The organism is uncultured Tenacibaculum sp. (assembly GCF_947495995.1).
Lineage (GTDB): Bacteria > Bacteroidota > Bacteroidia > Flavobacteriales > Flavobacteriaceae > Polaribacter.
Genome location: NZ_CANMAX010000001.1, coordinates 936,544 through 959,835, shown reverse-complemented (window position 1 = coordinate 959,835; position 23,292 = coordinate 936,544). Strand labels below are relative to the sequence as shown.

The window sequence follows — 23,292 nt, the reverse complement described above, 5'->3', positions numbered from 1 at the left end:
TTGTACTGTAATTAAAAATCATCGATGATGAATACGATAAAAGATTTACATAAAACACTAATACAGAGAAAACGTCCGGAAGATGTTGCTCAAATGATTCAAGAGCTTTTAGGAGATCAATTATCCCCTCAAGAGAAAATCATTTTAAAAAAAGCATCCAAAGGTTCTCTTAAAAATGTATTCTTTGGTTATACATCTATGATGCAAGAATTTGCCACTGCTATTGGAGCAGAAAAGCAAATTAAAAAAGCAATTGAAATTTTTGATTTAAAAGTCAAAAGAAAAATAGATTACAACGATATCAATCAAGTTGAACTGTTCATTAGAGAAATATCTCCTTTGATTAATAAAGAGTTTGGTGCTAACAATTTTCTTGGAGACCGTTTAAATAAACATCAGAGAAAAGAGAATGGCCTAGATATAAGTAAAAGACGTTATAATAAAAAATGGAGACTTTTAAAACGTTTAGAAAAGAAGTTACTTGCCTATAGTAACGAAATTAAAAAAATTGAATTTCAAAAAATTGGTAAACACGGTTTATCGCATACATTAAGTTTTGAAGAATTCAAAAAAGACATCAATACAGCATGTTTTATTGCTTACTATAATGCACGTTGTAATTTACGTAGCGTATTTACAAATACTAGTCAAGAAAGGTCATTCGATGAAATATCAAACATGTTATTAAATCGTTGTAAAGGAATTGATTCAGAAATTAACGTTTTCAATAGATTAAAAAAACAAGCAATTAGTAAAACAAAGAATCAAACTAATTGGTGGGCAATTTCTCATATCTATACTAGTAAAGAAGTCTTACAACATCTTTCAGACGAAGAAAAAGGAAAATTATTAGGTAAATGGACTTCCATTCTTCAAGAAATTGCTGAGTTTTTAGAAGAGATTTGGATAAGAAGTGATATTAATCTTGAAACTATGGTTGTTAGTCGAGGAAACGATTCTACTACATGGAACAATACGGCTAACGCATGGAATAAAGCCAGAGACAATTGGATGAATATTATTTACGCCTTAGGAATGGATGATATTTTAAATGAAATTTGCTTTGGAAAAGTATTACGTTTAATGGCTGCAGATGTTGTAGCGTGGCATTTTAGTTCCGGAGGAAATTTAGATCCAAACACAGAAGTTTGGAACAAAATTCCTTTACCCTGGGAAGTATTTCAAGGAAAAGAAAAATGTAATAAAGAATTAGTTGTTAAGTATTGTAAAAAAGCAGGATTAGATCCTAATAAATCTGGTTGGATTGCGCCGAAAACCCATAAAGTTGTTAAGTTTAAACCTACTCCAGAATTAGTTCATGGTGTTGTCATTTCCAATCCATATTTAGCAACAATGCTTAAAAAGCAAAAGTATTTTTCAGGTAAAAAAGTACATTTTTTATCAAGATAAAAAATAAGGTAGGTTAGTTCAGCGGTAGAACGTTCGGCTCTCACCCGAATGGACGCAGGTTCGAGCCCTGCACCTATCTTTTCTGATATAGCTCAGTGGTAGAGCGCCTGGCTCTTGGACCAGGTGGACGCAGGTTCGAGCCCTGCTATCAGATCTAATTAAAACCAATAAATACAAGATATTTATTGGTTTTTGTCTCTTCTTCTGTTTTCACTGAAAACAGGGGGAAATATCTCAGCTTTAAAAAAGATCTTTGTTTGTTAAAAATGTGATGAAAGAATGATAGTGCAAGCAAACATTTTAAATACAGATTATAACAGAGATTGGATACATTTTATACAATGGTATCAAAATCTATTATTTAGTATTCAAGAAGATACTATTTTAAATATTTGGGATGCTAACTTCAAAAAAATAGCCTCAGTAGAACTAGGAGGGCGATTTTACGAGCCTAGTTTTCAATTTGTAGGTCAAAAATTACTATTAATAGCCAAAAGAGGAAATAGAATCGCAATTATAGATTTTGAGAACATTGAAAATCCAACTGTAGTACTACAAAAAACAAAAAATGGTTTTATAAAAGGAGCTTGTATTGCTCAACATAAATTATATATCCAAATATCAGAAACGCATAAAGATAAAATTCATTTCAATTTTCAAGTCTCAGATATTCCAACTTTAGAAAATCCAAATCCAGAAATTAACTATGTAATTCCTGTAACTGAAGACGATGTTTACAATGGTGCATTCTATACTCAGGTTGTAAAAAATACAATATACTGGATTAATCAAAATTCAATTTTTGCTATGGACATTACAAATCCAGATGATCCACAAAGAATAGCAGCTAAAAAAATTGTAGACAATGGTATTGGATATCCTGTATTACTTACTGATAACCGAATGCTAGTTTTAGAAATTGGAGGCGATGCTTGGATTGCTGTAAATCATTTTGACATTTCTAATAACAACATCAAAAAGATATCAAAAGGAATATTAAAAAACCACTGTATTAGAGGTTGGGAATTAATAGATCAAACACTTTACATTATTCATTTAGATTTCAAAAGAATCAATAAAGAAAGGAAATACAAAACGTATATCAGTAGTATTGATGTAAGCGGAAATCCAACCATAAATTACACTAAAGAATTACCAATTATAGAAGTATATGGTGAAGATAGTTCAACTATTTATGGTTGTTATCGTACTGGTGAGAGTTTAATTCTAATTCAAGGTAATGGAGAAATCCATAAAATTTCAATAAAAAAATCAACAACAGCTAATAATTAAAACCATGAATACAAGCGAATTAATAGATAGATCTTTATTTTATTCCCTAAGAAAACAATGGGAAAAAGCATTAGATTTTGCAGAGCAAGCATTAGCTAAAGACCCAAAAAGTTTCTTTGCACATAAAAGATTGAGCTTATGTCTTTGGTATACTGATAAAAAAGAAGAAGCTATAGCTAGTATGCACAAATCGCTAGAGTTTTATCCGGAGTTTGCCAGCGCACATTATAATCTTGCTTGTTTTTATGCACAGCAAGAAGACAAGGAAAAAATGTTACATCATTTGAATCAAGCCATCGTTTTAGAAGAGTATACAGATTATCATCAAATGGCAAAAGATGATAGAGATTTTCATGGATATAGAAAAGATGATGATTTTTTAGCTATTGTAAATGCTAATAACGAGAAAGAAGATCTTATCATTGCTACATTATCTGGAGAAGATTACGAAGCTATTTCCAATCTATTACTAAAAATAGAACGTGAAATTCCTGTATCAATAATTGAATGGGAAGATTATTACGGTGATGATGAGACAACCCTTCCTTATTTATTAGCATCCAAATGGGATAAAATAAGCGAAGAAGCTTTATTTCATGTATTTAAAATAGTCTCTCAAAACCTAGACGCTGAAGATTTTACTGGACTTGTACCATTATGTCACGCCATAAAGAATAGAATTCCTGCCAACTACAATAACTTTTTTATTGAAGCATGGAAAAATAAGTATAGCTACATAGATGCGAAACATCTTAGTCGTTTAGACAGAAATTTTTTAACCTTAATTGCTGAGCTTCCTGTAGAAATAATTACGGATGTTATAGTATGGGCATTGAATTCTCACGGAAAAGATGCTTTAGAAGATTATGAAGAACTTTGTGCCATTGCACTACAAGATTTACCTGAAAATCATGAGGCTCACGATGCTCTAATCAATAGTATTGACACTCTCATGCATGACAATCAATATCAAGATGAAAACATCAGTGATAAAAAACAACGACTTGTTTTAAGCATAGCTCCTCCTCCATTAAAATATCCAGAAGGTATTGAGGGTTTTAGAGATAAATTACAATTCAAATTTAAACAAGATCATCCATATCACATTATTAACGGAGCAGCTGGATTAGCAAGACACCACGATTTTATTCATTTAGTAAAACCTCGACTACCTGAAATAGCTAATCTTGCTAACCTAAATATACTGTCTCCTGAATTAAGATTACAGGCTATTTCGGAAGTTTTAGCCAAAATAGGAAGCAAAGAAGAAATTGCTTTGTTATCTCCTTGTTTACAAGATAAATCGTATCAACTTTTAAAAACTGTTGGTCAACTTTTTTATGAACATGAGATCGTAGCAGAAGAAGCTTCTGAAGCAGTCGATTATTTGATTGCAAGTACTCAAATTGAAGATATAGATGCCTACGAACTTCATGATATTATTGTTGCTTTGCGTTGGTTTAAAGACGAACGTATTACAGATATACTTTTAAACTTTTTAGATTACGAAAGAGAACTTGTAGCAAGAGAAGCTTTAAAAGGTTTAGGAACACAAAAAGCAGAAAAGGCTATTCCTAAAATTATCAATCAGTTTAAAAGTGGGTATCCGCAGTGCGTTTCTGCTGCTGCACAAGCATTGAATGATATAGGAGGAATTGCACATTTAGAACTAGAAAAAAGAAGCAATTTTGATATCGTTATGGCTAGAGCCCAAAAAAGCCCGCGTTGGGCAACTAGAGCTCTCCCATACTTCAATATAAAAGGAATGGATACTGATTTAATAGCGCTTCTAAAAACAAACAAAGAAAATGAAGCTTACGTACACATAACTAAAACTATTGCTCAAAGAGGAACCCAAACAATACTTCCAGATTTACTTGCTATTGGTTTAGATACGTTTAATTCTAGAAACATTGGAGGAAGAAATTTCGTTTTAATGTTTAATACTATCATCAGAAACACTACGGATATTCTTAATGAAGAAGTTATGAATCAATGTAAAGAAGTACTTGTAAATACAGATACAGAAGATATTACGGCATTCATAAACATTCTTGAAAGAGATGGAGATTATGCTCGTTTAAAATATCCTAATGAAGAGGAACAAACTATTATGGATGTCTTTGTAAAAAAATATGCTGAGACTTTAGAAAATAATGACTTAATTAATGTTTTATTTACCGCTAAATATTATTCTTAATGAACTATTACGTACTATTCGCCGATTTAAGGGTTAAGGGATTGGCTACGGTTATGTCTGTCCCTAAAGGAATTGAGATAATGAATACCATGACTGGAGAGAAACAACCTAATTACAGTAAAAAAGAAATTCAACTAGAATTGTCTTTAGGTAGTGGAGATTTCAGAGGAGATATAATGGGAGGAATTCTTCCATTATTCAGGAATGAACTATTAGATGCGTTTGATGAATTTGGGGTAGAAAATTATCAGTATCAACCCACAAAAATGTTAGATCCAGCAACGAATGAAATAGAATACGGCTATCATTTAACAAATATTATTGGATTAAAAGCTTGTGTTGAGGGGTATGATTGGAGTGCAAAACCATGGGATAGACCTACCTTTGTAGAACAGTTTAAAATTGATGCAACAAAAACAGATAACCTAGCTATATTCAGGTTGAAAGAACAACCTAATTTGATCATTATAAATCAAAAATTAAGAGATTTTCTAATTGAAAAAGGAATGGTTGCAATACGAATGATTCCTACTGAAGAATTTAATTCCTTAATGTAAAAACACCATGAAACATGATGAAACGACTGTTTGTTCCTTTAATTTTTATTTTTAGTCTCTCAAACTTTGCTCAAAAAAATAAAATGACTTTGAATAAAGATCAACTTATCATTCAAGCGAATACAATTTTGGCTACTAAATATCCAAACTTTCGTTTCAATGCTTCATTGTATGAAATTTCTGCATGGAAAAACTCTCAAAAAACAGTTGTTTATTATAAACGAATCATCAAGTTTATTCCTCTTGGAAAAAAAGAACAGGACTTAACATATGACTTTGAAGTAAATCTAACTTCTAAAAGTGTTGCTCCTTTTGATTTTTTTGGTGTTGAAAAATTGTATCATCCAAACACTGAAGATCAAAAGAAAATTGATTTTGTGGTAAAAGCTTTCAATTTACCTCACTCTGGATTTGACACTAAAATTGTAGAAGGACCAAATATCTTTGCTATTTATTTAGATAATGAAGTAGCTTTTGGTCAATATTACATTGATAAAACTACAGGTAAAGAGTGTTTAGAATCTATTGAAGGAAGCTATGCACCAATACCAGATGATATAAAATTACTAGATAAAGATCCTTTAATTGAAATCAAAGAATAACAGCATTATCTTTTTGTTTGTAATTATTTAATTAGCTAATTTTATCACAGAAAAAGCTAATGAAATAGACTCCTACTATCTTCTTAGATTTTATTTCTAATTGCTACTTAAAATCATATGATGACAAACATAAAACACGCCCGATTAATACTTCTAATTTTAGGAATTATTGCTGCTGGTATTGCTATAGGATTTAGTCAAGAAGAAATTGCAGATTTTATTCGAGTTAATCCAAATAGCCATGTCGCTAACAAACATACCGTTGCCAGTGGATTAACATTTGCACCGCTAGGGTTTTCTTTAATCAGCGGATTCTGTTTCCTTGGTTTTGCTATTACTTTCATTGGAGATAAAAACAACAATTAATACACTAAAAAAATAAATATGAAATATTTAGTCTGTGCTGCATTATTAATAAGTAGTTTACTATGTAGAGGTCAAACAAGAGAAAAAGGAGATATCGAGTTAACCCCAATAATTGGTTATAGTGGCGCTTATCAATTAGACGGAGTTTTATTCGATGCTTCATCAGTAACTGGAGTTCAATTAGGAGTTTACGGATCTTATTTCTTTAATAATCGTTGGAGTTTACGAACTGGAGCTTTATATCAAAAAATGGGAGCAAATAACGTTGACTTTCCTTTGATTCCCGATGAATATTCTGAAAGAACAAATTATATCACTGTTCCTGTGGGTATAAGTTATCATTTTGGTTCAGAACGAAATTGGTATATAAATTATGGATTTGCTATTAGTTTTTTAACTAATGCTGAAGGAGATTTTAACAACGGAGTTGGTTTTGTTGACATTAATGACATTGCAAACTCAACTCAGTTTGGATTAGGCGGTGGTCTTGGTTATAAATTTGAGATCTCTCCTAGATTTTCATTACTAATCGAAAACTATAATCTAATCGGACTGACAAGTTCTACTGAAGAAAGACAAGGAAAAAACTTCTTCATAAGTTTAAATATTGGTGCCGTATTTAAATTGTAAGAATAAAAAGTTAGAAAAATGAAAAAGACAGACAAATCAAAACATAATATTTGCATTGCTGCTATCAAACGAAGCACCATTAAACCCTACGATTATAAGTTTACTAAGTTTTACGAATCAAATGAAGAGTTTCCTTATAATGACATAGATATTAACTTAAGGGAAAATGAATTAATTATTTGTTCAACAGTAGTAAATGCAAACAATTATAGTGTTTTAACAACCCAACGACTAATCACAAATAAAAATAATATTGTAGCTACAGGTGAACTTACAAATTCAAAAGACAAAGGATCTGGAATGTTTAAGTCAATGAAAGATGATTTTGTTTTTGGTTCCTTAACTCTAGAAAATGGTTCTGATTTAGAATACTTTATAGAAACAGGAAAAGCTTCAATGATTATGATTAACGGAATTAAAACATTGATTGGCATTCAATAAGAAACACACTTCCCAAAACAAACAAAATCTTTGTTTTTTACTAAAATTTACTTTTTTCTTACCAAACTTCGGGCAGATTCTCGCCTTAACTTTACATCGTAATTAAAAGCTAAGACTTACCTCAACAATTTAAAATAGAACACAGTAAGTCTTTGGATATTTCAAAATATCCTAAAAACAAATTTAATAGTAAGAAAAAATGATAAATAAAAATGCACTCGCACAAGCTCGTGCGCTCACCTTACCTTCTCGTAAAGCTATGCTACAACGTGAAGCATCTGTTTCAGAATTTTGGAACACGAATAGAAAATTACTTGAAGATGCATGGGCTGAATGGGAAATTGAAAACAAAGACGATTTACTAATTCCTGATGAAACATTACTCGATCCTAAATTGAGAAAAGCAATTAATGATGCTTGGGAAAACCCAGGAAAGGAAAATGCAGTTGCCGATTTATGGGAAGAAATTATTCCAGGAGTTTATACCGCTCAGTTTTTTGATGTTGAGCGTTTAGCAGAATTTCGTAATTATTTAGAAGGAGTTATGAATTCACAAATTCCAGCCCGTCCTCCATACGGGATTCAATTAAATCGTTATGGAATTATGCTTGATCAGCGTTCAGAAGGTCATCTTGCTGCTCCTAATTTCCAAGCATTTTATAATGATATTATGGATCGTTATATGCGTCCGGTTGCTCGTTTATTATTGGGGACTTATGGTTACGACAACCAAACGTTTGGTTTTTCTATTCAATACAATCCTGATAAGGATAAAGATTTACATCCGCATACCGATGCTTCAGCTGCAACATTGAATATCAATATCAATTTACCAGAGGAAAAATTTACAGGTTCGCAAGTAGATTTTCATGATAAAACCACAGGAAAAGTTGTGCGTACTGTTTTCGAGCCCGGTAAAGCCATAATTCATCGTGGAAGTGTTCCGCATGCTACACATCCAATCACTAGCGGACAACGTAATAATTTGGTTGTATGGTTATATGGAGATCGTATGCAAATTCCTAGAGGAAATGCAAGTAGTTATGGTAATTTTGGGAATTCAGCATTAACTAATACTACACCAGAAAACATTACTGCAAAACAACGTTGGAGTATACCAGACGGACCAAAAGATACTTTTGCTCCATTTTAAAAAAGTAAAATTCAAAAATACCCATTTATAAGTATTGACTCGCAAACGCAACTGCAATAGTTTTACGATTCAAACTTAATAATATGAGAAATCTATTTTACTTTATTTTAATCTGTTTAACCCTTACGGCTTGTACGAAAGACGACGACGGATCAGTAACTTTTAAATTCACTTATACATTTAGTCCGAGTAGTGCAGCAGACTCAGAATCTACTTCTGCTGTTCTCGTTTATGATAAAGATGGAAATGACATCGGTGGATCTGAATTGGCTTTACTAACAGGAATTAGATCTGGTGAAACCAAAAGTGTAGATGTAACGGTTGATCGCGGTGGAATTTTACAATTTTCAGGATTTACAAAAGATGGTTTTAAAAGAGTTCTTACAGATACTGAAGTTACCGATGGTGCTAGCGTAAGTTGGAAATCTGCTGAAAGTACTGCACGTGTAAATTCTGATTCAGATGATAACGATTCAGACAATTGTAGCCCTTGGGTAGAAGAAACCGGAGCTTGTTTATCTGCAACAAGTAGCGGAGGAAGTTCGTTACCAGGAGTTCGTAAACGTTGGTGTAAAGAAGACTTGGGCAATGGAAGTTTTGAATACACTGTAATTTTTGAACCAATTAACGGAGGAATTGATGAAGGTTTTGCTTTTTATCAACGTGTTAGAATTGTAACAGAATGGGAAACTTTCGAATTAACTCCAGTTCAATTTAATAATCAAGGCGGATTTACATCTTCGCATGTTTCTACTGCCGATGCTGATAATTTAGTTTTCTATATCGAGTGTTTTCAGTAAACTCATAAAAGTGAAAGTGTTATTTTACCATAACATCTAAACATATCAAGTGCAAAACCTAGTGTTTTGCACTTTTCTTTTATATTCGTTTTTGATATAAGAATAATGATCTTCGGAGCTACAGGAACAGGAGAAACTAAACTTGTTCCTAAGTTTACCAAACGAACTGGGTTTATACAATTTTTTTTGCTTGCCTCTTTTTAATTAGCTACATTTAGAAAGAAAAAGCTAAAGAAATAGACCAATCCTCCTATTCCCTTAACTTTTCTAAAAATTTAATTTAAAGAACACGAATTACGTATATACAACTGAATAGTGAAATATGTTTACCGTTGGTTGGGAAATACAGAGTTGTGCTACATTAAAAAACTATGGAAGAAATTGACGAAAATGTTATTTATCAAAAGTTATTAGATTTTGGCTTATTTCCTGAAAAGATTGATAAAATTTTTTCAAGTGAACTTTATGGGAAATGGGTAAGAGATAATGGAATTACTGTTTTACAAAATAGAGTTTGTTCAAATATTGTTTTTCGTCTAACAAGAAATAATAACGCTCCAAGAATTTTAAGTATTCCTCATCCAATCGCTTATAACAGATTAGCATTAGAAATTAAAAATAATTGGAGTTCAATATTTGAGAAAATTGGAGAAGTTGATGATTATTATGAAAGAAGTATGGTTATTCCAAAACCTAATAATTTAAACAACCGTCTTGTTTCAATGCTGTCCTATGAAAGAAATAAAGACCAAAAGTTTTTAAGCTTAGATAAATCTTTTCAAGCAAAGTATTTAGTCCACGCAGATATTGCAAATTGTTATCCAAGTATTTATTCTCATTCTATTCCGTGGGCATTAGTTGGCAAAATAGAAGCCAAAGCCAATTCTAGAAATAGAGACCTTTGGTATAATAAATTAGATTTTGCTATTAGGAGTACTCAGAGAAATGAAACTGTTGGTATACCAATTGGTCCAGACACTTCTAGCATAATTTCTGAACTTGTTTTGTCTCAAATAGATAAAGAATTACTTAATTATAAATATTTCAGATTTATAGATGATTATAAATGCTATTGTAAATCAAAAGAAGAAGCCGATACATTTATTAAAAAACTAAGTAAAGAATTAGAAAAATTTAATCTAAGGCTTAATCAGAAAAAAACTAAAATAGTTGAACTACCAAAACCTATTGAGGAAGAATGGATTAGAAAACTAAAAACTTATTCAAACACTTTTTTATCATCAGAGAACTTAGATAATAGTCATCTTATTAATATTTCTGAATTTATTGATTTAGCAATAAGTTTAACTAATGAAAACCCTAATGATTCAGCAATAAAATATGCAACTAGAATTTTATCTAAAAAAACATATACATCAAAAGATACTCTAATATATTTAATAATGTATTTATCCAGAGTTTGCTTTATATTTCCATATTTCATTGATGTTTTTGATGAAATTTTAAGTAAAAACTCTCTTGATGATGATTTAACTTTATTAATAAAAAAAGAAATAAATTCAATACTAAAAGAACATAAAGAATACTCTAGGTCTGATGTATCATTGTGGGGTATACAATTGGCTATAAAATACAATTTTGAGATTGAAAATTTTGAAGAATATTCAGACTATTTGATTGAAGAGAGAGATTGTCTACCCGTATTGCTTTGTTATTCATACTCCAAAACAAATGAACTTAATCTTGACAAATATTTTTCATTGATTGAACAAATTATAGAAGAAAAAATTGAAGACGAATGGTGGTTATATATTTACACTTTATTTTTTGACGCTCCTACAAAACCTCAATTCAATAGTATTGAATGTAAAGAATTGTATAGTAAAATGAGTGAAGGAAATGTACAGTTTTTAAAAAGCGAATTTCCTATTAATGAACAACCTTTTGTTGAAGAAATAGATGTAAATGAACCCACAGACTTACCATTTTAACAGCAACGTAGCACAACAATGTATAAAAAACATAGGGCTATTTAGGTTTTCCGAAAGTTCTGTGTTTTTCTATGAAGTCGCCAAATATAAAATTTGGCATTTTCAATAAAAAAGATAAAAGCAAAATATTATATTTGGCTAAGTACCAAACCGAAACGTATCGCTTATCAACTGCCCTACGTTTCTTATACTGAACGTTAGCAGTAATTAGAATGACAAATGAATAAGAAATTAGCAATATTGACTTTTATGGGAATATTAGGATTCTTCGGTTGTAAGTCAAAAGAAAATGACTCTATAGTAAAGACTGAAAAAGGAATAGAAATAAAAGAAGAAGTTGAATCTATTAGTTACGAGAAACAAATTAAAGTTTTCAAATCATTAGGCTATGAGTTTGCAGATGGAGTAACAAAAGACTTAATATTAACTGATGGCTACGCAAAATCGGCTTGGGACGAAATTAGAAAAGAAAGGTTACAAGAAATAGAACAAAATCCATTTTCAAGATTATACTATTATTTTGGTTGGAGAAGTCCGGAGATTTCTGGATTTAACTTTAGTGATGAATGTATTTGGTTTGACCTTGAATTTATAGACCCAAGCGACCAATATATTTGGTTTATGGAACGAATGGGAGCAATTACTAGCGGAGAAATTAATTACTCTAACATATCAATTCAAATAGACAATGATAATTACGAATGGATAGTTTTTAAAGTAAATGGAATTGACAAAAAATGGAAATTAGAGAAAGTTGGCTACATTTCAGATTCTTTTTTTCAAAGATTTTCGTATTTACCATCTGAATTGAAAACCAATGGAAAATACACTTATTATGATGACGGAGGACAACAATTTGTAATTGACTATGCAACTGAAAACGAGCAAAAGGAATTTATAAAACTAACTGGATTAAAGAGAGAATGGTTAGGAGAAGGAAATCATTTCTCTGAACCAAAAGAATAACTACCGCCAACATTGGCTATAAGTAATTGCTTGTTCTCGCTTACTTCTGAAAACCCGTAAGGATTTTCAGCTTGTTGTGTACTTTCAAAGTTAAGTACTAACACACGCTATTACTCATAACCGAGACCGTTAGCCATCACCAAAAACAATAATGAATGACAGATAATTTTTTCGATTTCATAATGGACACTACGTGTGTAAATTTTACTTCTTCACAAAAAGAAGTATTTGACCATTCAAATTATGATCCTTACTCTGATGACCTTAATATAATTGAAGAGTTTTTAGATAAAAATGAACTATCAAAAGCCATAGAATATAATAGTATAAATTTAATTTTATCACCAAGAGCACATTTATATAAGAATTTCGCTTTAGACAAAATGAATAATCAAAAAGGTGCTCAAGCTGAATTAATTTTTGCTCAAAAAATAATGGAGGGAATTAGCTTAACAGGAAATGGAACAAAAGAAATGCCCTACATTGTGACAAGAATCTCTGATGAGAAAGATATGTTGAGATATTTTCAAGAAGAATTTAAAAGTCAAAGTCTTGTTAAAAATGAAAACAAAATATTCGATTTGATTCAGTGTCAATCAGGTAAAAAAATATATTTTGACATTACTAGACCTTACTTGAAAATGCAAGAATTAATGAATAATGGCAAAATTGAAAGTCCACTTCTAAAAATGATAAGTGAAAATAAAGTTCAGCAAAAAAAGTGGTGGGAATTTTGGAAATAAATAATAATTCACCGTTAGATATATTATAAATAACAAATAAATGAAAAAAGCAGGATTAATTATTCTTTTAGTTTTCTTTATAAACAATATATTCTCTCAAGTCGAGAAATGTAAATCAACTTTACAAAAGGACTTTTTGAGTAAGATAAAAACTTACAAACCAACAGATTTAATTCCATATTATGATATTGATAATGAAAAATGGGGATTAATGCATCAAAAAACTAAAAAAAAGTTAACCAAAGCTTTAATGAAGTACCCATCAACCTTTAACCCAGACATTTCCTTTTCTTATGGAAAATGCGATGTTAAAATTAATAAAAATTATGAACTTAAAGTAACTGATTTGAGATATGATGACAGTGAAGAGTTTCATTCAGAAGAAGATATTCAGGTTTTAGATTCAATAAATGGATACAGAGGTTTTAAAGTAAATGATAACGGTAACTTGATTGCTTATTCAAAAGCATATTTCAGAAGCAATCATCATTATTGGAATATATCAAAGCCTTTCTTATTTGAGAAAGAATATTATACAATTGTTAGAGGTGAAAAGCAGGACGTAATAATTAACACAAAAGGAGAAATTAAAAAAGGGTTTATATATAAATCAATTACATACACCAAATATAAATATCAAGGGGATAGTCTGATTTATATAGAAGACTTCAATGGAAAAAAAGCTTTTGTGACTTTATCAGGAAGCAGGATGCTTTATGGTAAATTACTAACGTTACCACAATACCACAATGAAAGTTTTAATTTCAGTATACAGCACAATGGAGATGTTTATATGGATTCTATTTCTAAATCTGGGGTTCTAGATCTAGTGACCATGAAATGGCTTATAAAACCTAAAAAGAAACTTAAAATAATTGATATAATTTATACTTCAGAAAACGACATTAAAACAGATTTTTCAAATCGAAAAAAGGCTAATATTTATTTTATTGTTTCAAATGGCAAATCTAAATATTTGATTGACGAAAAAAGAAATAAATATATACCTAAATAAAAAACACTAACTACAACAATGGCTATAATTAATACGGTTTTAGTGTTTAATAGGGAATTAATCGCTTTTTAATTCCCTTAATAACTATAGCCAAACCGTTAGGCGCAATTTCAACCCAAATAAAAGACAATGTTTGAATTTAAAGGTGACTGGAAAACAGAGATAAAACTAAATGAATTTGAATTCTTTGATAATCCAGAATATAAATATCAAGATTCAAATAAAGACAATTCAATTATTCGTTTAGAGTTTTTTGACGAAAGAAATAAAAGTCCTGACCCTGAAGAAAGCCAATTAAATACAGTTAACTATTTACTTGATTCTAAAAATCAAAAATCTATTCTTAACGAGTTATTGACATTCAGTAAAAAAACAATTTACCCTACTTATAAAGAATTTATGTGGGAAAGTGAATACCCTGAATGTTATCCTCAATTAAATAAAGTCGAAGACTTGAATAAACTATATGGTATTAATTCAATTAAAATAAAAACCATTGATAAAGATTCTTATGCCTATTATATGTTTGATTGTAGTAGTTGTCTTGATTATGAACATGGAATTGTAATAACTTTTTATAAAGATAAAATCATTGATTTTCAAGAAGACTGGGATGATATAAAAGTATGTGAACATAAAGGAATTGATTACCAAGCTTATCACGAAAAATCAATAAAAGAATATAACAAAAGAGAACTTTTTTTAGTAAAACCCAACCCAAAGTATGGTAAATTAAAGCCTTATCAGAAAGAGCAAAATGAATTTTACCCCATTGGTTTATATCATGATGGACAATATGAAAAGCTCATCTCTGAATTAGAAAATGGAACAATTGATAATAGTGAAAACGTAATGAAAAGACTTCTACCATTATCAATTTTTCATGAAAAGGAAAATTTCACACAGTACTTACTTCCAAAATTTGGTAAAGGACAACATTCATCGTTTAAATATGCTCTTGAAAAAGATCGATTTGATATAATGGAAACACTTATTAAGCAAGGATATGATATTAATGAACAGGTCGCACAAGATTCATCCTTTTATGATTCAATAAGAGAAATTGTGAATTGTTTGAATAAAAATGAGCCATATGACCACGTTCTAAAAAGGTTAAAGTTTTTACTTCAAAATGATTTGAACCCTATGTTAGAGGATAGATTTGGAAGAAATGCTTACTTTGCTATTGACAGAATTGACAAATTAGAATTAAAAGAAAAGGTAACGAATATTTTAAACCAGATAAAAAGTGCCTAACACTGTATAACAAATTATAGCTCCCTGCGGAATACTACGCTTGTTATACTCGACGTTAGCACACATCATGAAACAACTATGAAGAAAATAATTTCTCTTTCTATTGTATTGTTTACTGTTGTTTTTAACAATATTCACGCTCAAGAAATAAACTCCAATTTTATTGGTGAGAAGCACATTGTTAATTCTGATATTTTAAAAGAGAAAAGAGAAATTTCAATCTACCTTCCCGAAAACTACCAGCATACTAAGACAGACTATCCTGTTCTTTACATTTTAGACGGACAAAGATATTTTTTGAACGGTATTCTTTATCAAAACACTTTGAAGTGGCAAGAAAAAACACCTGACTTTATAGTTATAGGCATAAATACCAATAATCGAAAAAGAAGGAAGTTATTTTTTGATGATTCAAAAATGTTTATTGACTTTTTAGATAATGAGTTAATTCCTTATGTGGATAGAAATTATCGAACTTCTTCGAAACGTCTATTTTTTGGTTGGGAAATGGCGGGAGGATTAGCTATTGAATTATTAGCGCAATCACAAAGTATGTTCTCTGCCTATTTTATTGCAAGTCCAACCCATATAAATGCAACTCGACTAGATACTTTGAAGAAGAAATTGATGTCAAAAGATAATGTCAATGAATTTATATACTTTTCTATAAGTCCTGAAGAATCATGGTCAATTCCATCTTTAGAAAGCCTTAGTGAAATTTTAAAAGAACACGCTTCGAGTGGTTTGAAATGGTATTATAAAATTCTCAATGAAGAAAACCATCACTCTACACCAACTAAAACAATTCATGAAGGGTTAAACAAATACTTTTGGGATTACCCATATTTACGATTTTATAGCCTAAAAGAGTTTATCGATTTTGGAGGTATTAGTGCACTGAAAGAGTATTATATAAAAAGAGGAAAAAAGTATAACTTATCTAAAGAAATTCATATGGATACCAAGCACTTCCTACTATTACAGTCGATGAAGGAAAACAACTTTGTATCATTTGATTTTTTTATGAATGAATTTAAAGGGTTTTATAAATCAAAAACCAGAGATATATGGTTCAATAGGTATGCCCAGTTCTACTTAAAACATCAAAAACCAAATGAAGCAATAGAAATACTTACTGTAGGATTCGAAAAGTTTCAAAATTCATCAATTATTCTAGGAGGTTTAGGTGATGCTTATGTAAACATAGGAGATAAAGTAAAAGCAAAAAAACATTACATAAAAGCTATTGATCTAGCTTCAAGAAATGGAGATAAAAATATCAAGGCTTACAAATCTAAATTAGAACAAATTTAACGTATGCTAACAATGTATACAACTAATAGTGGTTTAAGTGATAAAATGAATAAATATTGAAAAGGTCTGTGTTTAACCGAAAAGTTAGTGCGTGAAAATCCACTACTATTTCAATACTAGACCACAGCTAATTAACAGAATGCAAAAAACAGTCGAATTTTTAGAAGATAGAATTAAGTGGAGAGCTTCTAAACATAATTTACCGAACAAAAGTGTCTTTCTATTTGAAAACTTAATTGATGAAATTAAAATGAAATATTTGACTCATTTTGATGAAAAAGATAGCGGAAAAGTAATCTTACTATTTACTGATTCAAAAAAGAACTGGACTGCACTTGGAACCAAAATGATTGTAGGGTTTGATGGAAATAAACTTAATTCGGTAAAATTAAACTCAATTAAAGAAGTAATTTCTAAAAACTTAAAAGAACATCATCTTAAAAGAGATTCTAGAAAAACGAAACTTAAAAAAATAAAAAAGGAGAATGAAAGTGAATTGTCTATTATGGACTTTGATGGAAATGAAACAGTATTTATAACAAATAATGGGTCTGATTTCTTTTCATTATGGAATATTATAATTATGATTACAAGATTGAACAAATAACTGACTACAACGCGATGTATAAAATTTGGCTAAGTATTAATCCGATAATTTAATATCTTTTACATGCTATGTTTCATAAACAAACCGTTGTAATGTATTTAGAAAATGAAAGTAGAAGAACCAAAATTCAGATGTGGAAAATGAAAGAGCAATTAAAGAATTGATTGCTAAATATGGTTACCCATATTCTGACTGGATGCATGATTGGCCTTATGAAATTGCTGAATCAAAAGAAATAGGAAACTACTTTATACATTATGACGAACAGACAAACGAAGACAAAAAGTTTAGTCTAATGGAAATGTTAATCCAAGCATTAACAGACATTGAAAACAAAAATCACTTTGATGAAAATTGGAAATACCTAAAACAAAGAATAATTAAAGACTTTGAAATTCACGAATACACAATATTTTATTGGAGTTGTTTTGATATTGAAACTCATGATATTTGGAAAATATCTCCTTATATGAGAGAATTATGGAAGGAAATCAAAGAATAACACTAAAAAACGCCTAATCTGAACGGGATTATTTAACTTCTGAAAAACCTATGAAAATAAACGATTTTAAACTCGAACGCTATTTTGCACAACACGAGTTTACGGCAAAGTATTTACTATCAAGTTCTGATTGCGATGGCTATGAATTGAATTATATATTAGAAAATGCTTCTAAAGAAGAACTAAAACTCTGGGAAAATTTAAAATTAGGATATACCGAAAGTGAAGGAAATCCGGTTTTACGAGAAGCCATACTTCAACATTACAATTTAAATTCCATAGAAAATGTTGTCGTAGCAACACCTGGCGAACTGAATTTTATCAGTATGAATGTTTTGTTAAACGCAACAGATCATGCTATTACAGTGTCACCATGTTACCAATCGTTATCAGAAGTTGTGAAATCTATCCATTGTGAGCTTTCATTTTGGAAACCTAATTCTGAAGATTGGACTTTCAACACGGAAGATTTAGAAAAACTCATTCAGAAAAACACCAAACTGATTATTCTAAATTTCCCGCATAATCCTACAGGAAGTTATTTAACCAAACATCAAATAAATGAAATAGTTGCTATCGCTAGAAAGCACGATATCTATATATTTTCAGATGAAATGTATCATAAATTGATTCATGGAGATATAGAAGAATTACAACCTATTTGTGATCTTTACGAAAAAGGAATTAGTCTTTGGGGAACATCAAAAACTTTTGGTTTAGCAGGTTTACGAACAGGTTGGCTGGTTAGTCAAGACAAATTTTTTTTACAGAAAGTTGTAGCGTTTAAAGATTATCTAAGCATTTGTAACAGTGCACCTAGTGAAGTTTTGTCTATAATGGCTTTGAATAATATCAACTCGTTTTTAGAACCAAATCTTAAAAAAATCAACAGTAATATTACTCTCTTTAGTAAGTTTGTTGATCAGCAAGATGTAATCATAAATTTTGTTCCGCCAAAAGCAGGTTCAACATCTTTTGTTCAGCTTAATATCGATAATTCTGCTTTAGAATTTAGTAATACATTAGTAAAAGAAACTGGAATTATGACTGTTCCTTCAGAAATGTTTGAATATGAAGGTAAATACATAAGAGTAGGATTTGGAAGAGCTAACTTTCCTGAAATTATAGCGGTTTTAGATCATTATTTGAAAAAAATTAGAAATGGAAGCAACTGAAATTTTCAAACATAGATCATTACGAAACCTCAAAAGGTTGTAGTAATCTTAATTTTCTAGAAACGAATTTCTTTTTTGGTAATGATATTAACTTTTCTTTTCCATCACATCCGATAATACCAACAAGGTATGTGTATCACCAAATGGCATTAATTGATCAATTAATTGTTGTAAGTGCAATTGATTTTTAAGCATCGCTTTTACATGTACGTTCTGATTTCCAGTAATTCTGTGTGCTTTTTTAATTTCTGGAATTGTCGGAATTGCATCTAAAAACGAACGTAATTTTCCATGAAATACTTTTACCAAAATAAACACTTCTAAATCATAGCCTAACTGAGCATGATCAATTTCAATTGTGTATTTTTTAATTAAACCTACATCTTCCATTTTTAAAATACGTTCTCTTGCTGCAGATGCAGAAAGATTAATTAAACGTCCTATTTCCGCAAAAGAAAGTCGTGCATCTTTTTCTAAAGCTTTTAAAATTTGCGTATCTATATTGTCAATCATAAGTAAATTTTTAAAATTACACTTCATTCAAAAGTAAATTTACAAAAACACAAACGATTGCATTTTCATAACTATACTAAAAACTAGAAATTTGTAAAAAAAGAATATGAGCATTGTAATCTGTTTTAACAATAAAGATCCGAAGCCTTGGCAAGAAGCTTTACAAGCAAAATTGCCAAATGCAACTATTGAGATTTATCCGAATGTAACTGATCCAAAAGCTATCACTTTTGCTTTGTGTTGGAAACCTGAGTCGAATATTTTAGCAAAATTTCCAAATGTAAAGGTGGTGCAATCTGTTGGAGCTTCAGTAGAACATATAATTCAAAGTCAGGATTTAGCTTCAGATTGCGTCGTGACAAGAATTGTAGATGACCGATTATCCAAAGATCTGTTCGAGTTTGTTTTAACAGGTATTTTATCTCATATAAAACGATTTGCTGATTATCAAAAAGCTCAAAAAGAAAAACAATGGCAACAAAAACCCTATAAAACAATACAAAATACTAGTATTGGAATTTTAGGTTTAGGAAAAATCGGAACTCATGTTGCTACAAAATTAGCGCAAGTTGGTTTTACAGTAAAGGCTTGGTCGAGATCAGAAAAAACATTAGAAAATGTGTCTTGTTTTCACGGAAATGAAGGTTTGATAAATACACTAAAAAACACAGATATTTTAATTAATATTCTACCATTAACCTCAGCAATAGAAAATATTCTAAATCTTAAACATCTTTCACAACTAAACAAAAACGGGTATTTAATTAATGTTGGACGCGGAGAACATTTAGTGGAAAACGATTTACTTACGTTATTAAATAATCAACATTTATCAGGTGCTTTACTTGATGTTTTTCGAACTGAACCTTTACCTGAAGATCATCCGTTCTGGAAACACGAAAATATTACCATTACACCACATATTGCTGCTATAACCAATATTGAAACGGCTTCTGATATTGTGGTTTCGAATTACAAAAGCTTGTCAAACGGAAAAGAATTTATAAACGTAGTTTCAATACAAAAAGGATATTAATTATGAACAGATTTCATTTTGCTTTTAAGGTTAAAGATATTGAAAGTACGCATGAATTTTATCATGAAATACTAAACTGTACTATCGGACGACAAACCGAACATTGGATTGATTTTGATTTTTTCGGACATCAATTGTCTACTCATGTTTCTAATAATATTCCTGAGTTAGATTACTGTGGAAAAGTGGATAATGTAAAAGTTCCGATTCCACATTTTGGTTGCATTGTAAAAGATCATGAATTTGAATTTATTAAAAACGCGTTACAATCTCATAATATTGAATTCATAATACCACCGCAAACACGTTACAAAGGAACTCATGGCGAACAGAAAACCATGTTTGTATTAGATTTTAGTAATAATCCGATCGAATTTAAGAGTTTTAAGAACGAAGAAGAGATTTTCTAAGTCAGATAGATAAAACTTGTTAAAAAAGCTTGTAAATGAGTTTTTGCAAATTATAATTCCCCCGATTAGGGGATAGATTTCTTTGTGAATTTTAGTAATTTTAGCAACATGTAGTATCAATTTAAGATCCTAGAATTTCAACCTAAAAAGCTATGAAAACGAAACATCTTGCTCAATACAATATCATTAGATTAAAAGACGAATTAGACTCTCCGATAATTAAAGAATTTAAAGATTTTCTCGCTCCAGTGAATTTACTTGCTGAGGAAAGTAAAGGCTTTATTTGGAGATTGAAAGATGAAAGTGGCGAAAGTGCTACAGATCTAGAAACTCCGTACGAGGATAAATTGATTTTCATCAATATGTCTGTTTGGGAAAACTATGAGACTTTACGTAATTATAGTTATAAAACTGTACACAGTTATTTCCTAAAAAGTAGAAAAAAATGGTCTAATGAAATTGAAGGACACAAAGCTGTATTGTGGTATATTGATCAAGGTCATATTCCTACTGTTGCTGAGGCCAAAGAAAAACTAGATCTTTTGAATAAAAACGGATCAACTCCTGATGCATTTAGTATGGTTGATATTTATACCGCTTCGGGAGAGAAAGTATAAGTGATAAAATTACTTTTCCACTTCTTCATCTAAACTTAATTCTTAGAAAATCTGATTTTCTTTTATCAGAAGAATCATCTTTATTAAGATATAGAGTTGTTTCCGAACAACTTTTTTATAATTCCTTCATATGTTAAAAATACCTATTTGTAAGTATTCTTTTCAATCAACTCTACAAGTAGTTTTGTATAGGCAGATATATAAACAATAAAAGAGGATGTAGTTATTTACAGAACCTTAACTTACTGAAAATCAAAAAAGGGTGTTTTTCCTATACAACGAATTTGTTTATTGATTTACTTGCCGATCGAGAAAGTTAAAGTAATAGCCAATCCTCCTGTTTCTTTTGTTTTTCTTGGAAATAAATAATTTATAAACCGTGTGTATACACCGCTATATAGATTGTATATATTGATCTTTGTTCTGTATGTACAACCTTGTGCGCTATTACAAAAAAATCACTAACTAAAAATAAAAGAATCATGAAAAGCAAATTCTTAACAATTATCACGATTTTAATTAGCTTTATTATTTACGGACAAGATGTTTTTGAATTAGGCTCAAATAACCCGAATAACCCTCAAAAATTATTAATCGAAGATGATGGTATTATTGGAAAATCTGGTCAAACGCTTTTAATAAGTGGTTTTATTGAAATTAGTCATAGAGATGAAAACATTTATGCAGATAATGCTAAAAAGATTTACTTAAAATTCGATTCGATAAAATTTATGAACAATGGAATAATCTTTACTAAAAGTGATTTAGGTCTTTATCCAACGAAATATCTTGGTGGTCATGTCAAAATAAAAAGTATTAGAGGAGTTTTAGGAAAATCTGGTAAAACATATAATACTCAAGCCTCACCTATAACTCAAAAAGCCAAAAGTGGTAGTCAAGGAGGTAACGGTAGGAATGCAAGTTGTGGTTCTAGAATTTGTTGTCCGCCGAAAGTTTGGAACAAAGGGTGTAAAAATGGTAATACAGGTGGACACGGTAGCATTGGTCTGAAAGGAAAAAGAGGTAATGACGGTGGAAATGGAGAGAATGGCTCACATTCTTCAAATATTCTAATAGAGTTAAATAAAATTACACTTGATAAAAATCTTAAAATAGATATCGAAGCACAAGGTGGCAATGGTGCCAACGGCGGTGATGGTCAAAAAGGAGGAGTTGGTGGAGAAGGAGGTAATGGTGGTCGTGGAGGAAACGGAGGAGACGGAAATGAATGTGGGAAGTCAGCATGTGATGGAGGTAGAGGCGGAAATGGAGGAAACGGAGGAAATGGTGGTGATGGAGGAAATGGAGGAAATGGAGGAAATGGAGGTCGTGGAGGTCTGATAGAAATATATTTTAGCGAGCCAAATATGCAAGATTTTCTTTTTCAAGGAATAGATAAGAAAGTAGTTGCTAAGTATAAAGGCGGAAAAGGCGGAAGACCTGGTATAGGAGGTGAAGGAGGTGAAGGAGGAATTCCTGGTATTAGAGGTTGTGGTGGCGGAAAAGGTCATGCAGAAGGTATTCCAAATATATGGCAAGAAAATGGTGATAATGGAGGCTGCGGAAATACAGGTGCTAAAGGAAATGTTGGACAAAGAGGTAAAAATGGAAAATGGGGTGAGCAAGGTCAAGATGGAAAATTACGACATTCTAATTACAAATATGTAGAAGAAAGAAGTACTGATTTCTTTAATATGCCTAACAAAACTGAAGGAAAATATACAATCATATAA

24 protein-coding genes and 2 tRNA genes are annotated in these 23,292 nt (G+C 30.5%); 25 read left to right on the top strand and 1 reads right to left on the bottom strand.

Annotation, left to right across the window (positions count from 1 at the left end):
* Window positions 1-27: 27 nt before the first annotated feature.
* From Q1A15_RS04365 to Q1A15_RS04265, 21 genes are all read left to right on the top strand, one after another.
* The gene (locus Q1A15_RS04365) at window positions 28-1,410 is read left to right on the top strand and encodes a hypothetical protein (RefSeq protein WP_299619332.1); all 1,383 of its coding nucleotides are present in this window, start codon (window positions 28-30) and stop codon (window positions 1,408-1,410) included.
* Window positions 1,411-1,417: 7 nt separating this feature from the next.
* Window positions 1,418-1,489: transfer RNA gene (locus Q1A15_RS04360), tRNA-Glu, on the top strand.
* A 2-nt stretch (window positions 1,490-1,491) separates the two neighbouring features.
* Window positions 1,492-1,564, top strand: a tRNA-Lys gene (locus Q1A15_RS04355).
* A gap of 125 nt (window positions 1,565-1,689) precedes the next feature.
* Window positions 1,690-2,703, top strand: a complete 1,014-nt coding sequence (locus tag Q1A15_RS04350) for a hypothetical protein (RefSeq protein WP_299619329.1) — start codon at window positions 1,690-1,692, stop codon at window positions 2,701-2,703.
* Window positions 2,704-2,707: 4 nt separating this feature from the next.
* On the top strand, window positions 2,708-4,903 hold the full coding sequence (locus Q1A15_RS04345) for a hypothetical protein (RefSeq protein ID WP_299619326.1): 2,196 nt from the start codon (window positions 2,708-2,710) through the stop codon (window positions 4,901-4,903).
* Window positions 4,903-5,460 (top strand): hypothetical protein, encoded by a 558-nt coding sequence (locus Q1A15_RS04340; protein WP_299619324.1) that lies wholly within the window; start codon window positions 4,903-4,905, stop codon window positions 5,458-5,460. The genes Q1A15_RS04345 and Q1A15_RS04340 overlap by 1 nt, the downstream gene beginning before the upstream one ends.
* Before the next feature lie 83 nt (window positions 5,461-5,543).
* The gene (locus tag Q1A15_RS04335; RefSeq protein WP_299619321.1) at window positions 5,544-6,062 is read left to right on the top strand and encodes a hypothetical protein; all 519 of its coding nucleotides are present in this window, start codon (window positions 5,544-5,546) and stop codon (window positions 6,060-6,062) included.
* Window positions 6,063-6,182: 120 nt separating this feature from the next.
* Entirely contained in the window at window positions 6,183-6,428 is a 246-nt protein-coding gene (locus tag Q1A15_RS04330; RefSeq protein ID WP_299619318.1) for a hypothetical protein, read from the top strand.
* An 18-nt stretch (window positions 6,429-6,446) separates the two neighbouring features.
* Window positions 6,447-7,058 (top strand): outer membrane beta-barrel protein, encoded by a 612-nt coding sequence (locus tag Q1A15_RS04325; protein ID WP_299619315.1) that lies wholly within the window; start codon window positions 6,447-6,449, stop codon window positions 7,056-7,058.
* Between the two features lie 18 nt (window positions 7,059-7,076).
* Complete coding sequence (locus Q1A15_RS04320; protein WP_299619311.1) at window positions 7,077-7,499, top strand: hypothetical protein; 423 nt, start codon at window positions 7,077-7,079, stop codon at window positions 7,497-7,499.
* Between the two features lie 199 nt (window positions 7,500-7,698).
* Complete coding sequence (locus Q1A15_RS04315) at window positions 7,699-8,652, top strand: 2OG-Fe(II) oxygenase (protein ID WP_299619308.1); 954 nt, start codon at window positions 7,699-7,701, stop codon at window positions 8,650-8,652.
* An 83-nt stretch (window positions 8,653-8,735) separates the two neighbouring features.
* Entirely contained in the window at window positions 8,736-9,452 is a 717-nt protein-coding gene (locus tag Q1A15_RS04310; protein ID WP_299619305.1) for a hypothetical protein, read from the top strand.
* 371 nt (window positions 9,453-9,823) lie between these two features.
* The gene (locus Q1A15_RS04305) at window positions 9,824-11,404 is read left to right on the top strand and encodes an RNA-directed DNA polymerase (protein WP_299619302.1); all 1,581 of its coding nucleotides are present in this window, start codon (window positions 9,824-9,826) and stop codon (window positions 11,402-11,404) included.
* Between the two features lie 219 nt (window positions 11,405-11,623).
* Window positions 11,624-12,370 carry a hypothetical protein gene (locus Q1A15_RS04300; RefSeq protein WP_299619299.1) on the top strand — a complete coding sequence of 249 codons (747 nt, stop codon included), beginning with the start codon at window positions 11,624-11,626 and terminating at the stop codon, window positions 12,368-12,370.
* A 155-nt stretch (window positions 12,371-12,525) separates the two neighbouring features.
* Entirely contained in the window at window positions 12,526-13,113 is a 588-nt protein-coding gene (locus tag Q1A15_RS04295; protein ID WP_299619296.1) for a hypothetical protein, read from the top strand.
* Between the two features lie 40 nt (window positions 13,114-13,153).
* Window positions 13,154-14,128: a hypothetical protein gene (locus tag Q1A15_RS04290; RefSeq protein WP_299619293.1), complete on the top strand. Its 975-nt coding sequence runs from the start codon at window positions 13,154-13,156 to the stop codon at window positions 14,126-14,128.
* 129 nt (window positions 14,129-14,257) lie between these two features.
* Window positions 14,258-15,385 (top strand): hypothetical protein, encoded by a 1,128-nt coding sequence (locus Q1A15_RS04285; RefSeq protein ID WP_299619290.1) that lies wholly within the window; start codon window positions 14,258-14,260, stop codon window positions 15,383-15,385.
* Between the two features lie 78 nt (window positions 15,386-15,463).
* Entirely contained in the window at window positions 15,464-16,699 is a 1,236-nt protein-coding gene (locus tag Q1A15_RS04280; protein ID WP_299619287.1) for an alpha/beta hydrolase-fold protein, read from the top strand.
* Between the two features lie 139 nt (window positions 16,700-16,838).
* Entirely contained in the window at window positions 16,839-17,306 is a 468-nt protein-coding gene (locus Q1A15_RS04275) for a hypothetical protein (RefSeq protein ID WP_299619284.1), read from the top strand.
* 133 nt (window positions 17,307-17,439) lie between these two features.
* A complete protein-coding gene (locus Q1A15_RS04270; protein WP_299619281.1) occupies window positions 17,440-17,808 on the top strand; it encodes a hypothetical protein in 369 nt (122 codons plus the stop codon).
* A gap of 50 nt (window positions 17,809-17,858) precedes the next feature.
* Window positions 17,859-18,983, top strand: a complete 1,125-nt coding sequence (locus Q1A15_RS04265; protein WP_299619278.1) for an aminotransferase class I/II-fold pyridoxal phosphate-dependent enzyme — start codon at window positions 17,859-17,861, stop codon at window positions 18,981-18,983.
* 87 nt (window positions 18,984-19,070) lie between these two features.
* Here Q1A15_RS04265 and Q1A15_RS04260 read toward each other — a convergent pair whose 3' ends face one another.
* Window positions 19,071-19,496 carry an Lrp/AsnC family transcriptional regulator gene (locus Q1A15_RS04260; protein WP_299619275.1) on the bottom strand — a complete coding sequence of 142 codons (426 nt, stop codon included), beginning with the start codon at window positions 19,494-19,496 and terminating at the stop codon, window positions 19,071-19,073.
* Between the two features lie 106 nt (window positions 19,497-19,602).
* On the opposite strand from Q1A15_RS04260, the gene Q1A15_RS04255 reads away from it, so the two are divergent.
* From Q1A15_RS04255 to Q1A15_RS04240, 4 genes are all read left to right on the top strand, one after another.
* Entirely contained in the window at window positions 19,603-20,532 is a 930-nt protein-coding gene (locus Q1A15_RS04255; RefSeq protein ID WP_299619272.1) for a glyoxylate/hydroxypyruvate reductase A, read from the top strand.
* Window positions 20,533-20,534: 2 nt separating this feature from the next.
* Window positions 20,535-20,942, top strand: coding sequence for a VOC family protein (locus Q1A15_RS04250; protein ID WP_299619269.1), 408 nt, complete (start codon window positions 20,535-20,537; stop codon window positions 20,940-20,942).
* Window positions 20,943-21,094: 152 nt separating this feature from the next.
* Entirely contained in the window at window positions 21,095-21,559 is a 465-nt protein-coding gene (locus Q1A15_RS04245; RefSeq protein ID WP_299619266.1) for a DUF3291 domain-containing protein, read from the top strand.
* 482 nt (window positions 21,560-22,041) lie between these two features.
* Window positions 22,042-23,292, top strand: coding sequence for a hypothetical protein (locus tag Q1A15_RS04240; RefSeq protein WP_299619263.1), 1,251 nt, complete (start codon window positions 22,042-22,044; stop codon window positions 23,290-23,292).